General features: G+C 41.8%; 15 protein-coding genes. 5 read left to right on the top strand and 10 right to left on the bottom strand.

Going from position 1 to position 24,876, the window contains the following annotated elements; genetic code table 11:
- Positions 1 to 197 precede the first annotated feature (197 nt).
- The 6 genes from cheB to JUI58_RS07200 form a co-directional block, all read right to left on the bottom strand.
- Positions 198 to 1,259, bottom strand: coding sequence for a chemotaxis-specific protein-glutamate methyltransferase CheB (gene cheB, locus JUI58_RS07225; RefSeq protein ID WP_204103088.1), 1,062 nt, complete (start codon positions 1,257 to 1,259; stop codon positions 198 to 200).
- Between the two features lie 19 nt (positions 1,260 to 1,278).
- Positions 1,279 to 3,588 (bottom strand): hybrid sensor histidine kinase/response regulator, encoded by a 2,310-nt coding sequence (locus tag JUI58_RS07220; protein ID WP_204103087.1) that lies wholly within the window; start codon positions 3,586 to 3,588, stop codon positions 1,279 to 1,281.
- Between the two features lie 56 nt (positions 3,589 to 3,644).
- Complete coding sequence (locus JUI58_RS07215; RefSeq protein ID WP_204103086.1) at positions 3,645 to 5,012, bottom strand: methyl-accepting chemotaxis protein; 1,368 nt, start codon at positions 5,010 to 5,012, stop codon at positions 3,645 to 3,647.
- Between the two features lie 25 nt (positions 5,013 to 5,037).
- The gene (locus JUI58_RS07210) at positions 5,038 to 6,546 is read right to left on the bottom strand and encodes a methyl-accepting chemotaxis protein (protein ID WP_204103085.1); all 1,509 of its coding nucleotides are present in this window, start codon (positions 6,544 to 6,546) and stop codon (positions 5,038 to 5,040) included.
- Positions 6,547 to 6,669: 123 nt separating this feature from the next.
- Positions 6,670 to 7,716 (bottom strand): chemotaxis protein CheW, encoded by a 1,047-nt coding sequence (locus tag JUI58_RS07205; protein WP_204103084.1) that lies wholly within the window; start codon positions 7,714 to 7,716, stop codon positions 6,670 to 6,672.
- A 1-nt stretch (position 7,717) separates the two neighbouring features.
- Entirely contained in the window at positions 7,718 to 9,259 is a 1,542-nt protein-coding gene (locus tag JUI58_RS07200) for a CheR family methyltransferase (protein WP_204103083.1), read from the bottom strand.
- A gap of 202 nt (positions 9,260 to 9,461) precedes the next feature.
- On the opposite strand from JUI58_RS07200, the gene JUI58_RS07195 reads away from it, so the two are divergent.
- Positions 9,462 to 12,953 (top strand): filamentous hemagglutinin N-terminal domain-containing protein, encoded by a 3,492-nt coding sequence (locus JUI58_RS07195; RefSeq protein ID WP_204103082.1) that lies wholly within the window; start codon positions 9,462 to 9,464, stop codon positions 12,951 to 12,953.
- A gap of 145 nt (positions 12,954 to 13,098) precedes the next feature.
- Here the strand turns inward: JUI58_RS07195 and JUI58_RS07190 are convergent, their stop codons facing one another.
- A complete protein-coding gene (locus JUI58_RS07190) occupies positions 13,099 to 14,541 on the bottom strand; it encodes an XDD3 family exosortase-dependent surface protein (protein ID WP_204103081.1) in 1,443 nt (480 codons plus the stop codon).
- Positions 14,542 to 14,947: 406 nt separating this feature from the next.
- Positions 14,948 to 15,145 (bottom strand): hypothetical protein, encoded by a 198-nt coding sequence (locus JUI58_RS07185; RefSeq protein ID WP_204103080.1) that lies wholly within the window; start codon positions 15,143 to 15,145, stop codon positions 14,948 to 14,950.
- Positions 15,146 to 15,330: 185 nt separating this feature from the next.
- On the opposite strand from JUI58_RS07185, the gene JUI58_RS07180 reads away from it, so the two are divergent.
- From JUI58_RS07180 to JUI58_RS07165, 4 genes are read left to right on the top strand one after another with little or no spacing between them, the layout of a single operon-like run.
- Complete coding sequence (locus JUI58_RS07180; RefSeq protein ID WP_204103079.1) at positions 15,331 to 15,981, top strand: hypothetical protein; 651 nt, start codon at positions 15,331 to 15,333, stop codon at positions 15,979 to 15,981.
- Between the two features lie 19 nt (positions 15,982 to 16,000).
- The gene (locus tag JUI58_RS07175; protein ID WP_204103078.1) at positions 16,001 to 16,966 is read left to right on the top strand and encodes a DUF1822 family protein; all 966 of its coding nucleotides are present in this window, start codon (positions 16,001 to 16,003) and stop codon (positions 16,964 to 16,966) included.
- Between the two features lie 36 nt (positions 16,967 to 17,002).
- Entirely contained in the window at positions 17,003 to 19,357 is a 2,355-nt protein-coding gene (locus tag JUI58_RS07170) for a CHASE2 domain-containing protein (RefSeq protein ID WP_204103077.1), read from the top strand.
- 19 nt (positions 19,358 to 19,376) lie between these two features.
- The gene (locus JUI58_RS07165) at positions 19,377 to 20,048 is read left to right on the top strand and encodes a DUF928 domain-containing protein (RefSeq protein WP_204103076.1); all 672 of its coding nucleotides are present in this window, start codon (positions 19,377 to 19,379) and stop codon (positions 20,046 to 20,048) included.
- Positions 20,049 to 20,119: 71 nt separating this feature from the next.
- Here JUI58_RS07165 and JUI58_RS07160 read toward each other — a convergent pair whose 3' ends face one another.
- Positions 20,120 to 22,909: a CHAT domain-containing protein gene (locus JUI58_RS07160; RefSeq protein WP_204103075.1), complete on the bottom strand. Its 2,790-nt coding sequence runs from the start codon at positions 22,907 to 22,909 to the stop codon at positions 20,120 to 20,122.
- 50 nt (positions 22,910 to 22,959) lie between these two features.
- Positions 22,960 to 24,741, bottom strand: a complete 1,782-nt coding sequence (locus tag JUI58_RS07155; protein WP_204103074.1) for a ShlB/FhaC/HecB family hemolysin secretion/activation protein — start codon at positions 24,739 to 24,741, stop codon at positions 22,960 to 22,962.
- Positions 24,742 to 24,876 lie beyond the last annotated feature (135 nt).

The following is a 24,876-nucleotide window of genomic DNA, read 5'->3' as shown; positions in this document are numbered from 1 at the left end:
AAGGACGATTAAAAATAGCCGTTCTTCAAGGCGATCGCTACGTTGAAGTCACAGAAAGTCCGCATTTCCCTAACTTTCCCCTCACCGAAACCATTCCCCAGTATTTGCAGAAAGTAAAAACCCAGGGACGTAATAAAACCATGAGAGAATTTAGAGCATGGGTGCGCGGTCAGTGATATAGAAAAACCCAATACATTTTAACACCTTACTCGACTTAAAATCGCAGGGGCGATCGCCTCCAACCCTAAAACCTGCTTGACACCCCCCAGCGCGATCGCCTCCTTGGGCATCCCAAACACGACGCAACTGGCTTCATTTTGAGCAATAGTATGTCCCCCCGCTTTAGAGATCGCCTGCATTCCTTCCGCCCCATCTCGCCCCATTCCCGTTAATAAAACCCCCAACACCGACGCGCGATAATAACGTATAGTTGACTCAAACAAAACATCAACAGAAGGGCGATGACTGCCGAACGATCGCGAAGAATAATAAAAACGTCCCGCTTCATCTAATTCCAAATGCAAGCCTTCTGGCGGAAAATAAATTGTTCCTCCTTGAGGCATTTCCCCTATATTGGCAACCCGCAGCGTTAATCGACAATTATTCCCTAACCACTCCAATAAGCCTTGTAAAAAGCCTTGGGTGATGTGCTGCACGCAAACAATAGGGATGGGAAAAGATGCAGGGAAAGACGAAAAAATTGTTTTCAGCGCTTGGGGACCCCCAGTAGACGAACCGATCGCGATCAATTTGATTCTAGAGCCAAAGGAAGAGATGGGAGGAGAGGCAAAAGGAGGAGGTGAAGGTGAAGGTAAAGAAGAAGATCGAGGAACTTGTTTTTTGAGTTTGCGAAAAACTTTCACCCCAGCAAGAATGCGAATTTTGGCAATTAAAGCCTGTTTAACTGCTTCATAATCCTCAATATTAGCCGCTTGAGGTTTAGGAAAAACATCTAAAGCCCCCGCTTCTAATAACTCAAAAACATTGTGGCGATCGTCCTCTCCCACAGAAGAACTCACCGCCAAAATAGGACGAGGATCTGTTGCCAATATCTCCTTAGTTAATTCCAAACCATTCATTTTTGGCATATGCAGATCCGTACAGATGACATCCGGCTGAGTTTGGGCAATTAACGATAATGCCTCCAAACCCGTCCCCGCCGTCCCCACTACTTCAATATCGTGAGCAGAATTAAGAATGCGCTTGAGGATAACGAGAGCAATGGGAGAATCTTCAACAATAAGAACTTTGATTTTCAATCTTTTTAAAACCAATTTTTTAGACTAATCTTTTTAAAGTATCAAGCAGGATGTCGCGATCGAAAGACCCTTTGGGAATATACGCATTAGCTCCCGCTTCAACTCCTCTTTTTTTATCTTCATCGGAAGCGAGAGATGTTACTAAAATAATTGGTAATTCATTATATTCGGGATTCTGGCGAATGCGAGCAGCCAATTGTAAACCGTCGAGATTGGGCATTTGTATGTCAGAGATAACCGCATCAAAATGACCGTTGCGTAGTTTATTCAACCCGTCTAACCCATCAACGGCAGTTGTCACTTCATATCCCGCCTCTTCTAAAATGCGCTTTTCTTGGGTGCGAATGGTAATGGAATCTTCGGCAAGGAGAATGGTGAGTTTTTTCTTGATTGTGGCGATCGCGCTGTTGGATACAGTGGGAGAAGTACGACCTTGTTGCACCGATCGCAATAAGTCCCCAGGGTTGAGGATCGTACAGACTTCTCCATTGCCCAAGATCGTTGCCCCAGATACATTTCGCACTCGTTTTAAAAGTTGGCTTTGGGGTTTAAGAACTACTTCTTGGGTATCTAAAAGCTCGTTCACTAATAGCCCTAAACGATTATCTCCGATTTCGAGCAAAATACAGGGGGTGCCTAAAGAATTCTCAAGGGAAGTAGTCTCGCCTTCAAGTTCAAGTAAAGTCGCCAAATGAGCAATAGAAGTGGCTTGTCCTTCTAAAGCAATGGTTTCGCGTCCTTCGAGGGTAAAAATATCTTGAGGGGCAACGAAAAAGGTGGTTTTCACGGCTTCGAGGGGAATGGCATGGATAATGTTGCAAACTTTAACCAGGAGGACGCTTGCGGTGGCGAGAGTGATACCCAAACGCAGGGAAAAGGTGGTACCTTGTCCAGGGGTAGAATCCACCTCAATGCTGCCCTTGAGTTGCTCAACATTGGTGCGGACGACATCTAAGCCGACTCCCCGTCCAGAAACTGCCGTCACATCGGTGCGGGTGGAAAATCCAGGCAGAAAGATGACATTGTAGAGTTGCGATCGCGTCCACTTGGCCAGTTCTTCTTCTTGATAAATTCCTTTGGCGATCGCAGTGCGTTTAATGCGATCGCTATCAAGTCCTCGTCCATCGTCGCTAATGGTGATAATAATCTGACTAGCAGTTTGAGAGCCAGTCAGACGAAGAGTAGATGTGGGTGGTTTACCTGCTTTTTCTCGTTCTTCCGGGGTTTCGATACCGTGGTCGATGGCGTTGCGAAGAAGATGAATGAGAGGGTCTTTCATATCTTCGAGGATGCGCTTATCGGCGTTGGTTTCTCCCCCTGTGATCGTCAGTTCAATGTTTTTTTCCTGCGATCGCGCTAAGTCTCGCACCAGACGAGGAAAGAGATTAAAAAGATTAGAAAGGGGTAGAAGGCGCAAAGTACGAACGCGATCTTCTAAATGGGTTGAGATGGAGTCAAGGCGAGAAGAATGCTCTCTAGTGGAGGAGGAGAGGCGATCGATGAGGTTTTCGATCTTTTCGGTTAGATTTGCTTTATTCTGATTTGCGGGAGGATGGTTCATTACGGGGGCAATGAGGGAGCCTCCCCCGAGGGGAAAATCTCGTTGTGATGAGAGGGAAGTATGACGCTGCCATTCTTCCCAAAGCGATCGCAGTTCTTCGATCTCGTCGGCAATACTAGCAATTCTGATCCGAGTGACGCTAAGTTCCCCAGTTTGAGTCACGAGATCGTCAAGGTGATGGGTATTAACGCGAATAGTATCGATGCGATAAGGGGTTTCTGGGGCGGAATTAGGGCTGAAGGATGAAGGCAGAATTTTTTCTATCTCCTCTTCCCCTATTGTCTCTTCCTCTATTACATCTACCTCTTCCTCTATTACATCTACCTCTTCCTCTATTACATCTTCCTCTGTTACATCTTCCTCTGTTACCTCTTCCTCTGTTACCTCTTCCTTTGCCCCCATCAGCATTGCTAAAACCTGAAAAGTCTTAACACCACTAGGATTACCCGTAACAGCCTCCTGGACAAGATTGCCGATCGCATCTAATCCCCGATAAAGGCGATCGCTGAGATCGGGAGTCATGGTTTCTTGTTGCTGTTGAATTTGTCCGAGAATATGTTCGATTTGATGGATGAGACTTTCTATCTCTGTCACCCCGAGCATTCGCGAGTCTCCTTTGAGACTGTGTGCTTCTCGCAGTAATTCTTTTAAAGGGGAAAGATCCTCGGGCTGTCTTTCCAGAAGGAGAAATCCTGCCTCGAGTTTTTGCAAGTGTTCCTCACTGGCAGTTTTATATAAATTGCGGAGTTCGTCATCTTCAATAAACATAATTTTTTCAGGAATTTTAACAACAAGGAAAAGAAAACTAAAAAAGATGCCAATATTTAAACCATTGCTTTTAACATTAAGGAAATATCCTGAAGGTATTGAATGGCTATTTTTGTTTGTCTAATGCCGATCGCATTTTCTTGGGTGGCGTGATCGAGAGCGTGCATTTCGCGAACGACTTCCGCGATCGTCTTAACTTGGTCGCCAACAATTTGGGAGATTTGCTGACTATTTTCGGCAACTTCGGCGATCGCTTCGGTCATGGGTTGGAAGCGATCGCGATCGATCTGCATCTTTTTGCTACTTTCCCAAACTGTTTCTTTTCCCGATACCGTCGCTTGAACAGCCAGATCGATCGCCTTTTGAATGTCCTTAACTAAATCATTAATTTGCTCCCCAGATTGCTTGCTGCGATCGGCTAATTGGCGAATTTCTTTAGCAATGACGGCAAACTCCGCACCGTAGGCTTCTGCGCGGATGGCTTCAATAGCTGCATTGAGGGCGAGAGAATTGGTTTGTGCTGCCAATTCTTTCACTATTTGCGAAATAGTGGCTATGCGAGTAATTTGTTGGTTTAACTGTTGCATTTGCATTGCGATCGCATTCACCCACTCTTGTAATATTGACATTTCCGATAGGGTTTTGTCCGCCGTTTCTCGTCCGGCTCGAACGAGTTGAAAAACATCGGCAGCGCGATCGCTTGAATGCTTGGCTTGTTGGGCGGTTGTCCGAGCAGAAATTTCTAACTCTGCTAAAGCCATATTAGTATTATTTACCGTCTCGGTTTGTTGATTAATTGTGCGCTCATTTTCTTCAAGGGTAATTGCAATTTGATTGGAAGAGGAGGCCAGAACGCGAACAGTTTGTTGTAAGTTAAGAACAATTTTACGGATCGTTAACGCAATAATTGTCAATAAAATAAAGTTGGCAACAAAAATGACAATAGCAACCTTTTTAGAAAAGTTTACATTCTCTTTGGCTAAAGTTTCTGCGGCAAAAACCGCCGCATTTGCCAACTCCCAAAATGTTTCGCTCTCTTGCAGAAGGCGATCGCCCTGAATTGATTGCGATCGCCAGCGCTGAATCTCTAGGGATAATCGCTCCCATCCTCCCTCCATTGCGACTATTTGAGCCTGGAAATTGGGGTTTTGAGGAGCAGGGAGTCCTAGAGTTTTTGAGCCGTTAACTAAGCCGCTAACAATTTGTTCGACTTCACTAATTTGCGAGTCTGCGGGCTGTTGAACTAACTCTAATTTAATAATTCGCTGACTTTTTCCTCGGACAATGCCAGCAAAGTTAATCATTCTTCCGTCAGCAGTGGTGCGATCGATGGCAGTGTAAATCGCGGCAAGATTAAAAAGAGCAAAAAGGAACAGAACGACAATTAATAAGTAGAGTTGATGGATAATTCGCTTACTTTTCATGATTTCCCCATTACCGAATTACTCATTAAATCATCTCTTTTAAAATTTGTGTAGCTTCGTTTAATTTTTGCGTTCCCAATTTGGTTTGACCGATACCGGTAGCACTTTCTTGAGCAGCTTGATTGATCGCATTCATGGCTTGGACAACTTGTTGAATGGCGGCGGCTTGTTGTTTGATATTGAGAGAAATCTGTTGGTTATTTAAGACAACATTATTAACCGCATTGGCAACACCAGAAAAAGAAGTTGCCGTTTGTTGGGCGATGGTGACATTGTTTTCTACAGTTTTTGTTCCCTCATCTGTTACCATAACCGTAGAGTTGATAGCGCGTTGAATCTCACTCACTAAATCATTGATTTTTTGAGCGGATTGTTTGCTGCGATCGGCTAGTTTGCGGATTTCGGTGGCCACGACGGAAAAGCCCTTACCGTGTTCCCCTGCCCGCACCGCTTCTACTGCGGCGTTGAGTGCCAACATATTAGTTTGATTAGCCAAATCCGAAACCAATTGAGAAATACTGCCAATTTCTGTGGTTTGTTCGCTCAAACGTAAGATTTGTGAGGCGATCGCCCCCACTTTATCTTTGAGAGAATTCATTCCCTCTAAGGTTTGTGCGACAGCCCGAGTCCCACCATCGGCTAAACTCAGAGCTTGTTGGGCGGCATTCGCAGCAGCTTCAGCTTGTTCGGCGGACTGGCGAGACGATGCCCCCAGTTCGTCCATTGTGGTTGTGGTTTCGTTGACTGAGGCGGCTTGTGAGCTTGCTGTACGCTCTTGTTCTTCAACTGTTGTGGCAATTTGACTAGAGGATGTTGCCAAAGTGCTAACAGTATAATTCATTTTTTGCGTGGCACGGGTAATAATCCACCACCCTAATATAACAGTCAGGAGAATAGATAAGAATACTGAAATGGTAGCAACAAGAGTTAAGCTACGAAGAGTATTCTCGACGTGATTTTCACCATTATTAAGTATCTCTTGCTCGCGGGTTCTAAAGATTTCTAACAAAGCAAGTAGTTCTTCCACTTGATCTCCTGATCGGTTAGTTCGCCAACGCTGAATGGCTTGTTCGGTTTGTCCGCGATCGACAGTATCAATGAGTTCTTGGTTCGTTGCTCGTAGGCGATCGATCGCTTCGGAAATTTTAGAGAAAGTTTCTTTTTGTTGTTGATCTACAATGACATCGTTCAATTCGATGGATAAACGCTGGATATTATCTCTAGCTTCTTGATAAGATTGCAAGGAAACTGAATTTTTTTGGAGTAAATATCCTCGCGTTGCTCTTGACAGAGTTTGGGTGTAGAATGCTAGATCGCCAACTTTGGTATTAATCTCTATTTTTTCGGTGACGTGTGCCGCTTCTTGTTTGAGAATATGAACAGTCACAAAAACTGCGACACCTGAAATAATGGAGAGAATAATAGGGACAGAATAACCAGCAATAATCCAGTGTCGGAGTTTAAATCCTGTTTGTTTTTGCGAGTCTCGTGTGCTATCGAGATTAAAGGAAACAATATTTTCAGGTGCAGCCATTGTTTTGTTGGTTTCTCCTAGTGCGATCGCCTTTTTAAGGTTTCTTCTGCGTACTCCATTGTATGCGCTGTTTCCGGAAAAATTATTCTCAAATCATTAAATTTGGGAAAAAATTTACAATTCTCAAATTGCTTCATCAACAATTAATCCTCCAGAAGTCAAAATTTTCGCTAAATTCAATAATCCGAGCATTTTTTCGCCATAAGTTGTTGCACCTTGTAAATATTCATTTTTAACAGAATGAATAGCAGTAGGAATTGGAGATATTTTCGCAGGGTCAAGCAAAAGAACGTCAAAGACTTCATTGACAATCATACCGATTACTAAACCTTCAACATCAACAATAACTACTTTTGTTTGAGATGATTGTTTGCTCCAAGGTAGTGCTAATAAGCCACAAATATCAACTAATGTAATAATTTCTCCCCGTAAATTAATATTTCCGACAATATAAGATGGACAACAAGGAATAGGAGTTATTTTCAATACATCAGTAAATTCACGGACAATTTTTAGATCGATGCCAAAGATTTCTGTCCCTAAACTAATAATAGCTAAAGGAATAAAGTGATGAGTATCGAGTAATTCATTCTGAGACATTAACGCGAGAGAGCGTTCTTGCAAAATAGTTCTTTCTTCTGGACTTATATTCGGTAAAAATAGGCGAAGTTCTTGTAATTCATGTTCGGATTCTCGTTTTAATTCTTCTAATTCATTGATATTGATATTGAGGAGGTTTTCTGAATCGTGATCGCCATTTTTTTTAGCGGTCAAAGTTAAAGATTCAGGATTCAGTAAAACAACGATATTTTCTTCAGTTCGTGCGATCCCTTTCTGTAAGGATATTTCTTTTTCTTCCTCATTTTCTCTATCATAACCTAAATTTTTAGAGATATTTGTAGTGGGAAAAGTTCTGACTTCGCGAACTTGATTAACAATAATACCAATGCGTCTATTGTGATATTGAATAACTATAATATTATCAGTTAATGAATATTCGAGGGAGTGATAGCCAAAGCGCAAATAAATATCAACGATGGGGAGAATTTCTCCTCGTAAATTAATCAAACCGACAATTTCGCGAGGAGCCTCAAGAACTGGGGTCACTTCAGGAAGAAAAAAGACTTCTTCAACGGCAGATGTTTCAATACCATAGATGGATTGAGCCAAATTAAATGTTAGGTATGTTTGCATTATTAGGGATTATAGGAGGTTTTTTTGCTGAGGGAGAAGGTAATGATTGTTTACTCGTCTGGGTTTCCAGTTCTAATGCGGTACGATTCATTTTTTGAGCGCGATCGCGATCGCCTTCTCTTTCATAAAGGTAAGCCAGTTCGCGGTAAGCTGAAATTGAGTGGGGTTCGAGATAAAGAATTTTTTTATAGTATTGCTTTTCTTCGCTGGTTCTACCGCATTCTCGGGCAATTTGGGCGATTAAGTAATAAATTTTAACAGAAAAAACATCGATTTTCAGGGCTTGTTGGCAACATTGAATGGCTTGTTGATATTTTCCAGAGTTGGCATAAATTTGCGCTAATAGATAAAAGGCATCAAAACTCTGCGGTTTTAATTTTAAGGCATTTTCTGCGTTGGCGATCGCCGCAGTAAATTCTTTTTGTAAAAATAAAGTTTCGGCGTTTTGGAGCAGTGTTTCTGGGGTAATTTGAGTTTGATTAGCAACCGCAAAGGGAGGGGATGCCGTAGCAGGATAATATAGAGAATCGGAGGGAAGGATAGCTGTACTGCGATTTTTTTGTTCTGTAGAAGTTTCTATATATGTTTGAGGAAGAGGAAAAAATGGTTCTTCTCGGTTAATCAATCGGGGATTATCTTTTATTGGCGATCGCGGTTCTGTTTCTGCGCCTTGAATATTCTTTTGATAAAGAATAGATTCGGGGAAAATTTCGCTTTTAAATAAAGTTGAATTTTGTCCGTACAACTCTGCATGACCCGTGAGAAAATAACCATCAGAGGAGAGCGATCGCGAAAAGGTTTGCAGGGTTTTTTCAATTGCGCTTTGGGTAAAGTAGATAAAGACATTGCGACAAACAATTAAATCAAAAAAATCGGGTTTGCTGTCGCTTAAATCTGCACAATTGGTTAAATTACAATACTGAAAGCGCACGCGCTGGCGAAGGCGATCGTGGAGAAGATAGCCGTGATCAGTTGCGTGAAAATACTGCTGTTGCAGCGCTGTCTCAGAAGCACGAAAAGACCAATTTCCATAGAGTCCTTCTTTGGCTCTTTGTAACATCCCTCGGTTAATATCCGTTCCCAAAATCAATACGTTCCAGCGATCGCTATCCAGTAGTAAGCGATCGAGTACAATTGCCAAAGAATAGGCTTCTTCCCCCGTCGAACATCCCGCACTCCACAAACGCAGGGTTTTTGTCTTTTGACGGCGTTTGATCAGTTGCGGAAGAACATATCTTTCGAGGAGAGAAAATTGACCGCGATCGCGAAAAAAATAGCTTTCTGGGTTGGTCAATAAACAGATCAGATTTTGCCATTCTTGGGAGTCTTCTGGTACTTCTGTGATTAAGAGATCGTAATAAGAATTAAACGCCGACAAATGCAAAGATTTCATTCTAGATTGAATGGCCTCTCCGAGAGTTTTGCGATTGTGTTCTTGTATTTCCAATCCCGTTCGTTTGGCGATTAATGGTACAAAAGATTCAATCAAGAAGGGATTCAGTTCTTGTTTCGATGACATAAAGTTTCTTTTGATCGACAACAGAGAAAATTGTAGATGCAGTAAATATTCGGGTAATCTCTATTCATTTTAGCGATTGTTAGAAATTTAGCATTGATGCGAAATAATTATAAAGTTTTGTATCAATCTTCTGGATACTGCATAAAAGACGCAATGCACACCAGAGAAAGAATTAGGGACTCTATTTTCAGGAGAGATGAACATGACTCGATGGGGTGCAGCATTGGCGATCGCGATCGCGTTGGCAGGAAGTACGGCACAAGCTCAGATCGTCCCAGATGGGACTTTAGGGGGGGAAAGTTCCCAATTGAATCCCAATGTGGATTTAAACGGTCAATGGGTGGATTTAATTGAAGGGGGTGCGATACGGGGAAGCAATTTGTTTCACAGTTTCCTAGAGTTTAACGTCAATAATGGACAAGGGGCGTATTTTGCCAATCCTGCGGATATTTTGAATATCTTCAGTCGCGTCACGGGGGGGAATCCTTCGCAGATTTTGGGGACTTTAGGGGTGAATGGGAATGCCAATCTATTCTTGCTCAATCCTCATGGTATTCTCTTTGGTCCCAATGCTCGGCTCGATATTCGGGGGTCGTTTGTGGGGACGACAGCAGATAGTTTTGTTTTTGGCAATGGGTTGGAATATAGCGCGATCGCCCCTGGATCTCCTTCTCCTTTGTTGACGGTGAATATTACACCGGGATTGCAATATGGGAGTAATGCGGGACAAATTACCAATCGGGGTATCCTCGAAACGGGGGGAGATTTACTCCTAGCAGGGGGAAATCTGGATTTACAGGGACAGTTACAAGCGGGAGGGAATTTAACTCTACGTGCTTTGGATACATTAAAAATTCGCGATAGTGATGTGAGTCCTTTTATTGCGGCTGCGGGGGGGAATTTTTTGGTGCAAGGCGATCGGGCAGTAGATATATTTGCATTAAATCACGCCGATAGCGGCTTATTTTCTGGGGGAAATATGACGTTTCGCAGTGCAAATCCTGTGGGAGGGGACGCACATTATTGGAGTGGGGGCAATTTTCGCATCGAACAATTGGATGGGAGTTTAGGGGATTTGTATAGTCCTAACGATCCGATTGTTTTAGCTGTTGGAAATGTAACTTTTGGTGACTATACGGGAGCATCACTACATATTCTTGCTGGTGGCAGTGTTACAATTGGTGATGTAGAAATAGATGATATTGATGCAACTAATAGTATCTATCCTACTAACCCTAATAATTTTTTGAGCAGTCTTGCTACCTTTACTTCCACAGAAGGAAATACAGTAACTGTTGAAGGAAATAAATACTATACTTTAGATATTCGTGCAGGTGTTGATTGGAATAAAATTTCTGGTTTTTCAGGGGCAAATCAAATTTTTGGTTCGATTACTCCTACTCCTAATTTTTCAACTTTAGATCGTGCAGATATTACATCAGGAAATATTGAAACTCTACTTCAACCTCCTCCCGGTTCTCGTACTGGAGGAAATGTTTTTTTAACCAATCAATATTTCGCCAATTCTTTACCCGGTTCAATTACAATTAATGGTAAAATTGATACAGAAGATTTTAAAGGTGGCGGGACAATACTTATTGATTCACGTCAATCAATTTCTCATCAAGAAATCACTACTTCTGCTTATGATTTATTAGGAAATAAAAATTTTCAAGGCAATGGTGGTAATATTTCTATTCTTGCTCAAGAAAGTATTGTTCAAGGGGGTGAAATTCGTGCTGATGGTTTGTTCGGAGGTAATATTACAATTATGAATCAAAATTCTCTATCTTTAAATCATAGTGTTTTTAGTCGCAGCTATACATCAGCCAATAATGGACAAGGAGGAACAATACGACTGAATACATCTTCTCTATTAAATTTGCAAAATGGGGCAAAAATTTCGACACTAAATTTGGGTTTTGGTAATGCAGGTAACATTGTAGCAAATGCAGAAACAATTGCAATTCAAAATACTTTCGGACAAGAGCAGCAATCAGGATTCTATGCCAATACTATTGGAGTCGGGAACGCAGGTAATATTAAACTTAATGCTTCAGACATTAATTTAGATTATGGTTTTGTATTTGCGAATACTTATCGAGATATTGATTCTCCCACACAACCATTGGGGAATGCTGGAGAAATTTCTGTCAATGCAGATCGTTTAACTTTGAAGAATGGGTCATATTTTAATACATCCAGTGATAGTGAAGGACAAGGTGGACGTATAACAATTAGTGTTTCAGAGTCAGTCCATTTAATTGGTACAGAATCAAGGGGTTTACCGTCAGCATTTATTTTTGGAGGATTTCAGAGTGGAGATGCAGGAGAACTCAATATTGATACCAAAAAATTATCAATTTTAGATGGTGGAATTGTATCTGGAACAGCCTATGGAAGTGGTAAAGCTGGAAATATGAATATTAATGCAAGTAACTCTGTTGAAGTCATGGGATCTGGTTCAAATGCACCCAGTAGTTTATTATATGAAACTGCTGGACAAGGAAATGCCGGAAATTTTAACTTATCTACTCAAAAATTGATTATTCGAGATGGGGGAAATATTTCTGCTCAAAGCATTGGAACGGGTAATGCTGGAACTTTTAATGTGAGTGCATCTGATATTACAATTAGTGGAATGTCAGGGAATGGACGCTATCGCAGTCGCCTCTTTTTTAATACATCTGAGTCAGGAAACGCAGGACAATTAAATATTAATACTCAGCGTTTAACTGTAGACAATGGCGGTCAAATTTCTGCAACAACTTCGGGATCGGGACAAGGTGGATTGTTGAATGTGAATGCTGCTGAATCGATTGATATTGTTGGAGATGGGAGTGGCTTATTTTTTGAAAGTTTTGGCTCTGGAAATGCTCGAGGAATTAGTCTGAATACGGGAGATTTTACCGTGCAAAATGGTGGAGAAGTGACTGTAAGCGGAACGGGAACGGGAAGTGCAGGAAATTTAGAGATTTCGGCTCGATCTATTTTGCTTTTCGATCGCGGTAATTTGCTTGCAAGAACGGTATCGGGAGAAGGAGGAAATATTAATCTTCAGGTTGCCAATGATGTTTGGCTCCGCTATAACAGCAATATTCTCACGGAGGCTTTAGGAACGGGAAATGGGGGAAATATTTCTATTACTGCTGGCGGTTTCGTTCTAGCTGTATTATCAGAAAATAGCGATATTGCTGCAACTGCTATTGAAGGAAAAGGTGGTAATATTTTTGTTCAAGCGCAAGGCGTTTTTGGCTTTAGCAATCCGGGGCGTTTAGTCCGCACTTCTGAAAGTGATTTAAGTGCAAGTTCTAGCTTCGGAATTGATGGTACGACAACTTTAATTGTCGATAATTTCCAACCCGATGTAGACTTACCTGAAGGTTTAGCCGAACAGCCAATCGGCGATCGCTGTCAAACTCGACACGGAACTAATAGTACAGCACGAGGGGAATTTTACGAAACGGGACGTGGTGGTATTCCGACAACTCCAGATAATATTTTAGATTCTCGTAGCTTACATTTGGGGTGGATAGAGTTGGAAAAAATCGATGATGACCCAACTTCATTCAATGAGCCTCTGACCGAAATTAATGAAGCACAAGGATGGATAAAATTGGCCAATGGTGAAGTTATTTTGATTTCAGAACGTTCTCAAAATTCTCATGAACGTACAACGTGCTATCCTTTATAATCAGGTTTCCCGGAGAGGTATACTTAGAAAAAGGGCGTATGCAAATACGCCCTTGCAGTAATCAATGAAAAAAATCATCAAAAACTTGTTCTCTCGAAATCCTCTCAGTAGGGTTGCAATACTTGCACTCTCCTCAACACCTGAACTACTTTTTCACATTACGTTTCTTAATGATCAAGCCCAATGTTCCTACAGCAAATAATGCTAAAGTGACATTAGGCTCTGGAACTAATTTATGAAACTCTTCATCTGTCATCGGACGCATTTGAAAACCGCTAATTTCATCTTCAAAAGCAAGTTGTAATGCAAATGGAGAGTCTTGTTCAAGAAGATCTTCCCAAGGAAAAACAATTTTAAACTCTGAGATACCCATACCAAACAGAGCTTCAAAATCTAAACTCTCACCAGACCCAAACTTGCCAACTTTTTTGTTCCCAACATAAACCGAGAATTTATCATCTGTAGAAATTCCACAAGGAAAATCTCTAATTTGGGTAAATAGTGAACCACCAGTAGTTTGAAAAGTGTATCCGCTATAAGCAGGAGGATCGTACCACTGGTGAGAGAGTGTGTCGTAAAAAATTTTCCATTCTCCATCGACTACATCCGGTGCAAGAGCTTTTAATTGACCCAAGGTCACGGCGCAACCATCATCAGGATTTGGATTTGGATTGGGATTGGGATCGGGATTGGGATTGGGATCGGGATTGGGATTGGGATCGGGATTGGGATCGGGATTGGGATTGGGTGCTGGGAAATTCCCCAAAAGAGTCATCCCGTCATTGATACACTCTTCAATAATTGTGGCAAAAAAGTTACCCACCATCTGTGCAGGTTTTTGGAAACTAAACCCGAAAATATTGGCTCCTTGTTCAAAGAAAAACGCGGGATCGAATCCTTGCGCTTCCAGTTCCGTTTGGTCGCGCATTGTTACGTCACCAATCTTTTCCCCAGATTGGATTACATTGGACATTCGATTCGTGGTGGGTTGCAATGTCTTATGTTCCCCATAATAGGAATCATCCCACGCTAAATCTCCCATCCACGACTCCAATCCCGTGCCATTATCGACTACAAAGTTATTATGAGAATATAAATTCCGATAACCTGCATTGTCTCCAGCAACACTCATTCCCGATACATTGCGATAGACCCCGACATCCACTCCAGAATCATTATTCGGAGAAAAACGAACCCCTAGCATTTGATTTGTGTTGAGTGCTTCTTGAAATGTTCCAAGTCCAGAAAAATCAAAAAACATATCCCCCCAACCGATATTTCCGTCGGGAACTGGGTATCCATTTAACATGGTTGGAACAGCTCGTCCGGTGGTGGGTAAATTGGCATTTAAACCCACCCAAATTTCTCCAGTTTCTTCGTTTTCTCGAATGGCCATACCGTACATTTCGTAAATCGTTCCACCTACGTCAGTACCTCCATTTCCATCACCGGCGATACTGTCGTGGCTGGCATCAATGGTGTAGTACCAGCCGTTGTGGAAACTCGATGCTGCACTAGGAGAGGCGATCGCGATCGCCCCTAAAATAGCCGCCGTACAAACTCCTGTAAGTTTTTGAATAGTTTTCATAATTCCTTGGTAGATAAACATGAATGAGAAATTTTTCTACAAGCCAATTCTCCGCAAAATTACGGAGTCAATTCCAGTTGTTTCTCGGATGTCTTTACTTGTTGTACAACAAGTTCTCTCTCAAATAAACAACTTTACCGAATCTTTAACTTTCTCCAGATTTTAATCGCTTTCATCACAATTTCTTCACCTAAAAAAAGACAAAAAACTCTAGCGCTAAAATGTCGCCAATTTTAGCTAAATTTAGAAATAGAATAATCATCAACTAACGGTTTTTAAAACTTAAACATTGTCATTTTTCCTCTCCTAAAGATTTAAGACGCAGGCAGAATAATCTCCTCCTACTAATGATGTCTCTGGAAACTTGCGATCGCATTATGCAAATAGCAAAAGTTTGTTACACAACTTAACAAACTACCAATTCCTCGCGAGATTGTTGTTTCACCCGTCCCTCCATCGCCGCTTGTTGCAACTGGAAAAAAGCCTGTAACTCAGCGCGATCGCATCGGTTTCCATGTAATAAATCCCGCAGTTGTCCTTCGGCATCCCGAGTGAGATACCCTTGGGCGATCGCCTCTCCCACAATTTGACGAATAGAAATCATCTTCAATTACCCCGAATTTTAAGTTCTTACATTTTTCTCTGGCAGATTTTAATTATTTTATGCAGTTTGTTACCAATTGCAACAAATTTATCCTGCTGCATAAAACCACCCCATTTTTACCGAGAAGAAAATAGAGGTCGCTATTGACCTTTCTCGCCAATCAGCATCCTTTTTTTTGGGGAACTATGTCCGAAATTGACGATCGCTTGCGAAAACTGGCTCTCGAAGCTCAAAAACATCCTCAAGGAAGTTTCCAGCGCAAAAAGGCAGTCGATCGCTTGCTCAGAAGCCTACAAAATTCCCAAAAACTCTGTTATCCTCCCGTCCCTCCTCATTTACAGGGGCTGTACTCGGAAATTTATGCGATCGCCAAGCAGCATTTATTTTGTTATCTCTTTCGCAAAATTGACACCTATAAGCCCGAAAAAGGCGAAGTCCTACAATGGGTGAATTTTCTCCTCCGACGGCGATTTCCCGAGGCGATCGGGGAAGTGACGCGACTGGGTAAAGGCAAACAATTATCTTGGCAAAATGTAAAGAGAATGACCCTTGAAGATTTAGATGCGAACCCTTCCTTCCAAGATTATTCTGTTCCTTGCGAAGAAGATGAACTGCGAGAATACATCGAGGAAGACCCCGATCGCATCTTCCAAACCGCCCATGTCAGCAACAATCCCCACGCAACCTTCCAATGTATCGCCCTCAAAACCATTGAAGGCTGGTCTTGGCAAGAAATATCGACAGAATTGGGGGTTAAAATTCCCACTCTAAGCTGTTTCTATCAGCGCAATCTCACAAGATTCAAACCTTATTTTCACGCTTATCTCTCTCATTAGTTCACCCCCAGCAAGAGTCATGACCGTTCAAACTAATTCCTCTGCTTTGATTATTCCTTTAGCGCCCCTCGACCACCAGCAAGCGCGAAAATTTTGGCAAAAGCACCGCAACCCCATCAAAGCCAAACAAGTTTATCTTAATACCCTTGCGGTCTGTGCCGTTCGTGCCTATTTAAGGGCTTTGGACATGGAAACTAACTTTGAAACAAGCGACAGTTGGGACATTAGCCTACAAACCTTAAGCGATACGGCTGACTTGACCATCGCCGGTTATGGCAAAATTGAATGTCGTCCCGTCTTACCCGACGCTTCCACTTGTAGGATTCCTTTTGAGGTGCGAGAAGACCGTTTGGGATACATTCCCGTCCAATTTAACCCAGAACTTAGCGAGGCGAAATTGCTGGGCTTTACGGCTAAGTTGGAGGGCGATCGCGAAGATTTTCCCCTCGCCTCTTTTCCCCCTCTCGAACTTCTCTGGGACTATTTACAGCCCCTTCCTGTAGAAATTCCCCCTCTTCGAGACGCGACGATCGTTTGTTTGAGTCGTTGGCTTGAGGAGGCGATCGATGCGGGATGGGAAACCATTGAAAGCATACTTGGTTCTCCCCCAACTCTCGCGACTAATTTTCGACGCGGCTCTTTATCCCACCAAAATACGCCTGTGAATAAAAATGGGATTAAGCGAGGAAAATTATTCGATTTAGAGCGAGCCGATGAGAGAATTGCTTTGTTTGTGGGCTTTCAACAACCCTATCCGGATCGGGAATGGGATATTTCTATTGAAGTTGCTTCCATTGGCACCCAGCCTCATTTACCCGAAGATTTGCAGCTTTTTTTACTGGATGAGAAGGGGCGATCGATCATGCAGGCCGAGGCTCGAAGTAGTGAAGGGTTGGAATTTCACTTCAGTGGCGAACTGGGGGAGCGCTTTAGTATCAAAATAGTATTAGGAGAAGTCAGTGTGACTGAATGTTTTTTAATTTAATCTGTCCCAGTTTTCTCTCTGTTTCTCTTTTCTGCTATGAGTAAATTAGTTGTTCTCGAACTCGATGGTACTTTTGAGCAAGGATTCCGCATCACTCTGGAAATTTATCGAGAGAATGTCGCGCTTAATTCTTCTTCTCTGCTTCCTGCGCGTTTAAAGTCGAGACTTCCCCAGAATCGCGAACTTCTTCGCATTTTACATCAGCATTGGCAAGAAAAATATCGCAGTCTGGGAGCGCCCTATCGACGCAAAACCGACGATCGCGCCTTTCGGATCAAACCGCAGAAGATTGTCCATCGCAAGTCTCGCGATCGCCAAATCGAAGAATGTCGCCTTTCTGCTCGAGAATTAGGGGTTTCCCTCAATCAATGGCTGGATAGTGAAGAGTTTCGCTCCATTGAAAAACAATTGCGATCGCATCTGCAACCCGAGGAAGAAATTCGCTTTCTCATTCGCACAGAAGATCGCCAACTGCAAAAAATCCCCTGGCAAGAATGGAATTTATTCCAGCATTATCCCCATGCGGAAACCGCTCTCAGTCCCCCGGAGTTAAAAGCCCGAGAGTTTTTTCCTCCTCTCCATCGCGGCGCTAAAGTTCGCATTTTGGCGATTTTGGGTCACGATGAGGGCATTGATATCAAGCGCGATCGCAGCTTATTGGAGGCGTTACCCGATGCCGAGGTCATTTTTCTCGTTTGCCCCCAAAGAAGCACCGTAGTGGAGCAAATTTGGGAGAATGCGTGGGATATTATCTTCTTTGCCGGACATAGTGAAACCGAGGGAGAAACGGGACGCATTTATCTAAATGAGTCGGAGAGTTTGAGTATTGATGAGCTTTGGTTTGGGTTGAAAAAAGCGGTCGATCGCGGGCTACAATTAGCTATTTTTAACTCTTGCGATGGGTTGGGGCTTTCCGATCGCCTGGACGATCTGCAAATTCCCCAAATGATTGTCATGCGGGAGTTAGTGCCGGATTTGGTCGCGCAAAAGTTCCTCACTCATTTTCTGCGTAATTTTTCAGCCGGTTCCTCTTTTTACAGTGCTGTCAGAGAAGCCAAGCAGCGACTCCACGACGAGTTAGACTCAGATTTTCCCTGTGCGAGTTGGCTACCAGTTATCTGTCAAACTCCCAATTCTGTGCCGCCTATTTGGCAGGATTTATATGAGAGGGAAGTTGAGAGAGTTGAGGAAATAAAGGGGGATAAAGAGCAGAAAACTTCCCCTTTCTTACCCATTCTGCTCAGTTTGGGGGTTGCGGGTTTAATTATGGGGGTGCGATCGCTTGGTTGGTTGCAAGGATGGGAATTCAATCATTTTGATTTTATGCTGCGATCGCGCCCTGCGGAACCGAGGGACGATCGCTTTCTTTTAGTAACAATTGGGGAAAACGATCTCGCTTACCAAGATAATTTAGGCATGAATCGTCGTGATTCTTTATCTCCAGAAGCGCTTGAATTATTCTGGCAAAAAGTGAAACCGTATCAACCCCGAGTTGTTGCCTTGAATATTCATGATTTTGCCTACGATTCAAAACGAAATGCAGACCTTTTACAATATCCTCATTTTCTGGTCTCTTGTCATAGCACCAATCAAGACTCAATCTCTATTTCGCCTCCTTCAATAATACCCTTAAATCGTGTCGGTTTTTCCAACTTAATTGACGAGCCAGATGATATCATTCGCCGTCAAATTATTGCTAAAAAATCCTCACCTTTATGCAATGTATCTCATGGTTTCAGTCTTGAAATTGCCCAACATTATTTGCAAAAAGAAGCCTCTAAAATTACACCCGATCGCATACAACTCGGTGATATAACATTCGATAGATTAACTCCCACTCTAGGAGGCTATCAACTTTCTCAGGCTGAAGCAGCAGGATTTCAGATTTTGATTAATTATCGCGCTACTAATCCTCAAGAAGTCAGTTTAACTGATATTATTAGTGGGGCGCGAGATGCTAAAATGGCTGATTTAGTGCGGGATAAAATTATTCTTATTGGCCGCGATCGCAGCATCAGCGAACTTTATCCTACACCCTACAATAAATCTGAAGGTCTATCCAATACAATCATCCAAGCACAGATGGCCAGCCAGTTAATTAGTGCTGTACTTGATAAACGACCAATTTTACGAGGAATTCCTCAAATATACGAAAATATTTTGATTTTATTTGGAGTATCAATCGGAGGATTATCTATAATTTGGAGGCTCAAAAATAAATATAAATTTTTTGTTTTATGTTCTGCGATCGGGTTATTATTTTTTATAGGATACAAAGCTCTAATTGTCGGATTTTGGATTCCTATTTTACCTGTTTGTTTTGGCATCATTCTCACTCCAACTTTATTCACCATTTTTCTTCATTTTATCAAAAATAAACAACATGAATAAACAATATTTTGTGTCCTTTATGATGATTTTTCCGTGGACAATTTCTAATTTTTCCACTTTTATACCTTTAGATTCTCTACCAAGTCTAGAAAATCATTTTCGTCAACTCATTGTTACTGTGGACGAAAATGGTAATCCTCCAACCGTAGGCAAAGGAGAACGTAATCCTTGTGATGAATCCAATCTGAATCTCACTCCTATTGTTATCAATCAAAACAATTCTGAAGTGGGTTCTAACTGGGGAAAAACAAGTGCAGAACGTCCGATTTTGTGGGTTTATATTCCTTACACGAGAGAGCAATTATCGAGAGCAAAACTATCAGTTCGTACTCAAAATGAAGAGGAGATTATTTACGAAGAACGATTATCTCTTAATACTTTAGGGAAAACTCCCGGTCTTGTTCCTCTCTCTCTCGAGGAGTCAGAAAATACCTTAGAAATGGGACAATGGTATCGCTGGTATTTATTCTTAGATGTCTACTGTACCGAAGAAGCCGATCGCCTGCAACAAGACTCTATTTCTGCATGGGTTCAACGATCAGAAAATGTGTCTGGCGATCGCCTTTACGATCACCTTGCAGAAATTGCTGCAATAGAAGACCCTCAAACCCGTAAAAATGCTTGGATTGAAATCTTACGCGAATTAGGGTATGATGCGATCGCCGATGGGATTTCGACTCCTGAAAATTAAATGTGAAGAACAACTTAATTATTTAGCGATCGCTTGATTTAAGATTACATAATTTATTTTTAACTCTCTATTTATTGCCAATTACCAACCAGAATATAAGACGACCAATAATAAGGTTTCTGATATTCTGAATCATCTCCTGAATGATCTCCTTGTAACAAACTTAATTGCGCTTGACGCAAGGCTTCTGCTTTGGAAATATGGGAAGTATTGAGTTTTTTATAGAATGTTTCCATTAATTGTGCAGTCGGTTCGTCATCAACCGTAAATAATGTGGCTAGGGTGCTTTTTGCTCCCGCTTGAGTAGCAATTCCAGCAATTCCTAGGGTAGCGCGTTTGTCTCCTACTGCGGTTTCACAAGCACTCAAAACTAATAATTCGATCGCCTGTTCTTGCTGTTCTTGTTGGCTAGATAATAGCTGACTCAATTGATTTAAATGAATGGTTTCTCCGGAAGCAAAAAGAACAGTTTCATCAGGATTTGAACTGAATATTCCGTGTGTTGCTAAATGGACGATCGCAAAGGGATTCTGGTTAATTTTATCTTGTAAGGTGGAAATTGTAAATTCTCCATTCAGCAGAATTTCTGCGCGATCAAAGTAGTTCTTAATAAATTCGAGTTCTTCTTTAACATAAGGGAGGGGTTTTTTATTCAGATTTCTTTCACTGATTCCGGCTGCTAAAATAGGGGTTTCTGACCAAATTAAAGGCTTATTTTCTGCGACTTCTAAACCAATATTGAGGGAAAGATTATAGCGTTCGATTACATATTTTTCACCATCGTAGAGGGAAGCTAAGGGAATATTTCGCAATTCGCTATCCATGACAAAAACTAAACTTTTAACACCACTTGCTTCTAATTTTGTCTCAATTCCTCCCAATAATAGATTGTAAATTTCGCTAAATATTGTATTATTTTTAGAGAATTTTTTCTCACTAATTGCTCTTCTAAGTTGGTCTATTTTTTCGTACATTTCTTGACGAGAAATTGGTTCAGGATGTGTATAATAAATTGGGGCTTTTTGGTCTGGTAGTTGGGCAATAATTCTTAGGCGATCGCCTAATAAAATTGGATAAATTGATGCAGCCTTAGCTTGAGAATTTCGGGTTAAATACTGCTCTAAAGAAGTTTGCGATCGCTGTTGTAAATTACAGCGTAAATAGTCTTCTAATTCGGCGACTTGCAAGCGTTCAATAACGGAAATAGCTTCTTGTACTTTTTCGGGGGCGATCGCCTCCTCTCTCTTCTGATCATCCTGTTTTTGCGCTACTTCTAAAGATGTAGGAAAACGCAATAAAAGCGCCGCAAATTCGCGATAAATAGGTTCGACATCATCCCGAAACAGAAAGCGAAAATCGGGATTTTTTAAGCTAATAATATCTTCGCGTACCCGATCCAAATTGTTCAAGGCAGATCGATAAGCTGCGATCGCAGAATCAGTTTTATAGGGTTTTTGTACACTTTCTGCTGCTAAAATTCGCCCCAATTGCCATTCCCAAAGATAACGTACTTCGGGAGCGCGAATCTTTTCAGTCAGTAAAATTGCTTCTTCCGTTAACTGCTGCGCTGTCTCTAAATTTCCCTGCAATTCTTGCCAATATCCTCGATATCCTTTAACATAAGAATAGTCGCGATCGCTCTGCAATTCTTGAGCCTGTTTTTCTGCTTTCTGTAACAATTGCTCGAACTGTGGTAGGGAAATTTCTTCTCCTGTTAGTTTGTACCATTGAATCCGTTGATGAATCAATTTTAACTGCATTTTGAGATGCGTTTGGGACAGAGGAAGAGTAGATATATCCGCTTCTAATGCCGTTAATTCTGCCAAGAAGACATCAGAATGATTCTGAAGTTCTTGCAGTTCGGAAAACCCTCCTAACAGCGCAAAATCTTCTTTCTGTTGTCGAGGGTAAAATTCCAACATCAGATCGATCGCATTCAAACGCGCTTGTTGTTTCACCTCTGGCAAAATATTGTCGATTTTTTGAACTTGTTGGTAATAATTTAGGGCGCGATCGAGGAGTATAATTTGTTCTTTAAGTTGGCGTTTAAAAGGAATATCGTCTTTATTTTCAAGAGTATAACGCCGATAAAAGTCATCTTTAAGCCGATAATATTGAGCAAAGATTGTATTGCCTAAATCTAGTAAAATATCGGCACGATCTGAATTTTGTCCCAATTGATTCGTAATTTCGAGACTCTTGTTTAAAAATACTTCAGAGACTTGCAAATAATCTTTCTCTTCTTCCGAATCACCTTGGCGATCGAATAAGTTATACTGCTCTAAAGCCTCCACTTTTCCCACCACCCGAATTGTATTACCCAGTTGATGAAATACTTTCCCTTGTAAAAGTCTGTCTTCAGAAGAAACTTGCGGAAAGAGGGATAAAAGTATCTTTAATGCTTCTCGATAAAATCCCAATTCTTGTAAAGCAATTGTTTGATAAACTTTGCTTTCGATCTGTCCTTGAATTTGTTCGATTTCCCGATAACTTTCCTCAGCTTGTTTCCATGCTTCCAAAGCGCGATCGCTGTGTCCTTGCAAAAAGGCTAATTGACCTGATAAAGTTTGAATTTGAGCGAAGAGATCAGTTTTTTGGGTTGAACGAGGTTCATTATTAAGTAAAATCTCAGCACGTTTTAAAGTCTCCTCCCCTTGCTCCCAATCTCCCAATTGCTGATAAATAGAAGATAAATTACTCAAGATCGTAATCTGTGCGATCGCATTATCTTCCGCTTCTGGTAATGCTTGCAATAAATACTCCCTCGCTGCTTCATAATTGCCGGCTTCATAAGCTCTACGACCTTGTAAAATAAAGTTCTCAGAAGCCAATACTTCCCTTGTTAAAACAGAGAAACTCATTCCCACTAAAACACAACTCAGAAATAAGCGAGAAATGTTTGAAAATTGTTTTAAAAATTGTACTGTATATAGAAGTAGATGCCGTTTTCTTGCCATGTTCTCTCCGAAGAAAGGATATCAACTAAAGGTAAACCCCAATCTAAACGAGCGTTAAAGCGATCGCCTTGTAGGACTTGTAAACCTACCCCAACTGCGGCTAAAGTATTCGGATCGGGAGTTTCCGAATCACCGCTATTCCAACCCATTCCTCCCTCAATAAAAGGAATAATTTGTACAGTAGTTTGTGCTTTTGTTAATTTTAATATAGGAATGCGAATTTCTGCACTCGCAAAAATACCATTATCGGTAAGTAAGCTATCTTGTCTGTAACCTCGCACACTCCCAAAACCTCCTAAACCAAATTGTTCCCCCGAAAGGAGAGGGCGATCGGACAGTTGCACCCCGCCCCGCAGGAGTATAGTGGGAGCAGTCGTATTGGTTCCTAATTGTCTTACCCATTGACCTTGACCCTGCCAAGCAAAAAAGTTACTATCGGGGTTACTCCTTTGAATCGTAGACCCCAGCGCATCAATTCCCAAACTAAACTGCGATCGCAAAGCAAAAACTTGTTGAGTATCCCGCTTCGTCCACTCTTGAATGAATCGCAATGCAGTAATATTAGTTTTCCCGTCGATATCGGCACCGGGAGAGAGAGGAAAAGGGATATCCTGAAGGGTGGTTGCGCCGCGAGTATGAGACAATACAACACTAAGGGCTAATTCTTCTGTTGGCGTTTGTTGGAGGGGATGGCGCAGGGTAAGCTGATAATATTGGGAACTTGCATCGATATTGAGGCGATCGAAAGGGGATTCGATAATGGTACTGGTTGCAGTACCGAAGTTAAATTGCAAAAGCGTATTGTGAGGACTCAAGGGGAGAGCATAACTAATATCAAAACTATTACTCCCATCGGTGTTACTATAAGTCAAAGCGAGGCGATCGCCGATGCCGATAAAATTCCCATTCCCGATACTTGCACCGCGCCGAAAACTACCTATACTGGGGGAACGACTGTTATTGCTATCGATGGCGATCGTCCAAGGATTGGCCGCAACCGCAGAGATATACAGTACATTAGTTCCGGGATCGATCCCAGTCGCAAGTTCCGCACTCAGGGACTGAATGAGGGGATCGAGTTGTAGGAGTTTCAATGCTTCCAAGAGGCGATCGCGGTGTAGGGGGGGATGGGTTGCGAGTTGCAACCGAGAGCGAATATAACTGGGATCGAGTCTACCCTGAATGTCAATTTTAATCTCACTGAGACGACCTTCCACAATCTTAATGGGAACGATCGCCGCTTCAACTTGTCCGAGAGACAAATTAGCGGGAAGAAATGCTCCTGTGGTAATATAACCTTCTCTCACATATAAGTCAGTCAGGCAGGATTTTGCCTGTAATAATTGAGCAAAAGTAATCGGAATATTTGTATAACCTGCCAATTCTCGAGCCAAGCGATCGCCATCAAAAGCAGTATTCCCAGTGAATTCAAAGGCTTGAATAACAATTGTATCGCGATCGCCCTCGGGATTTGCTGTAGGTTTTGGACAGGATAGGCGATCGACTGTAGGTAATTCAATAGGGTCTTCTAAAACAGGAATGGGAGTTTCTGGGATAGGAGGAGAAGGGGGTTGCGGTTGTAGATCTGAAGGTTGAGGGATATTCAGGGGATTTTGTGAGAATAAATTATTTTGTTCTAATTCCTCAGAATTTATGGCAAAAATATCGGTACTCGCAAAAGCAAAATGACCTCGAAGTATGGTTAATGCAACCCCTAAATAAATTACCCACTGCAAAATAGTTAAGGGTTTTCTGCTTTTTCCCAGGAAAATTGCTCTCATGCACCTTACCTTTGTCGGATATGATTAAATCATTGGTTTTGGAAATGTATTGATTCTATCGGATTTTTTAATTTTTGTTACCTCTGATAA

Origin of the sequence: Spirulina sp. CCY15215 (assembly GCF_016888125.1) — a bacterium.
GTDB lineage: Bacteria > Cyanobacteriota > Cyanobacteriia > Cyanobacteriales > Spirulinaceae > CCY15215.
Note: the sequence above shows the minus strand (reverse complement) of the source record. Positions and strands in the feature narration are given on the sequence as shown.

Excerpts from the sequence above, each read along its gene's own strand:
- JUI58_RS07220 (WP_204103087.1), bottom strand. The coding sequence starts at position 3,588 with ATGTTTATTGAAGATGACGAACTCCGCAATTTATATAAAACTGCCAGT.
- JUI58_RS07170 (WP_204103077.1), top strand. The coding sequence starts at position 17,003 with ATGAGTAAATTAGTTGTTCTCGAACTCGATGGTACTTTTGAGCAAGGA.
- JUI58_RS07175 (WP_204103078.1), top strand. The coding sequence starts at position 16,001 with ATGACCGTTCAAACTAATTCCTCTGCTTTGATTATTCCTTTAGCGCCC.
- JUI58_RS07180 (WP_204103079.1), top strand. The coding sequence starts at position 15,331 with ATGTCCGAAATTGACGATCGCTTGCGAAAACTGGCTCTCGAAGCTCAA.
- JUI58_RS07210 (WP_204103085.1), bottom strand. The coding sequence starts at position 6,546 with ATGGCTGCACCTGAAAATATTGTTTCCTTTAATCTCGATAGCACACGA.
- JUI58_RS07185 (WP_204103080.1), bottom strand. The coding sequence starts at position 15,145 with ATGATTTCTATTCGTCAAATTGTGGGAGAGGCGATCGCCCAAGGGTAT.
- JUI58_RS07190 (WP_204103081.1), bottom strand. The coding sequence starts at position 14,541 with ATGAAAACTATTCAAAAACTTACAGGAGTTTGTACGGCGGCTATTTTA.
- JUI58_RS07195 (WP_204103082.1), top strand. The coding sequence starts at position 9,462 with ATGACTCGATGGGGTGCAGCATTGGCGATCGCGATCGCGTTGGCAGGA.
- JUI58_RS07200 (WP_204103083.1), bottom strand. The coding sequence starts at position 9,259 with ATGTCATCGAAACAAGAACTGAATCCCTTCTTGATTGAATCTTTTGTA.
- JUI58_RS07160 (WP_204103075.1), bottom strand. The coding sequence starts at position 22,909 with ATGAGTTTCTCTGTTTTAACAAGGGAAGTATTGGCTTCTGAGAACTTT.
- JUI58_RS07165 (WP_204103076.1), top strand. The coding sequence starts at position 19,377 with ATGATGATTTTTCCGTGGACAATTTCTAATTTTTCCACTTTTATACCT.
- JUI58_RS07215 (WP_204103086.1), bottom strand. The coding sequence starts at position 5,012 with ATGAAAAGTAAGCGAATTATCCATCAACTCTACTTATTAATTGTCGTT.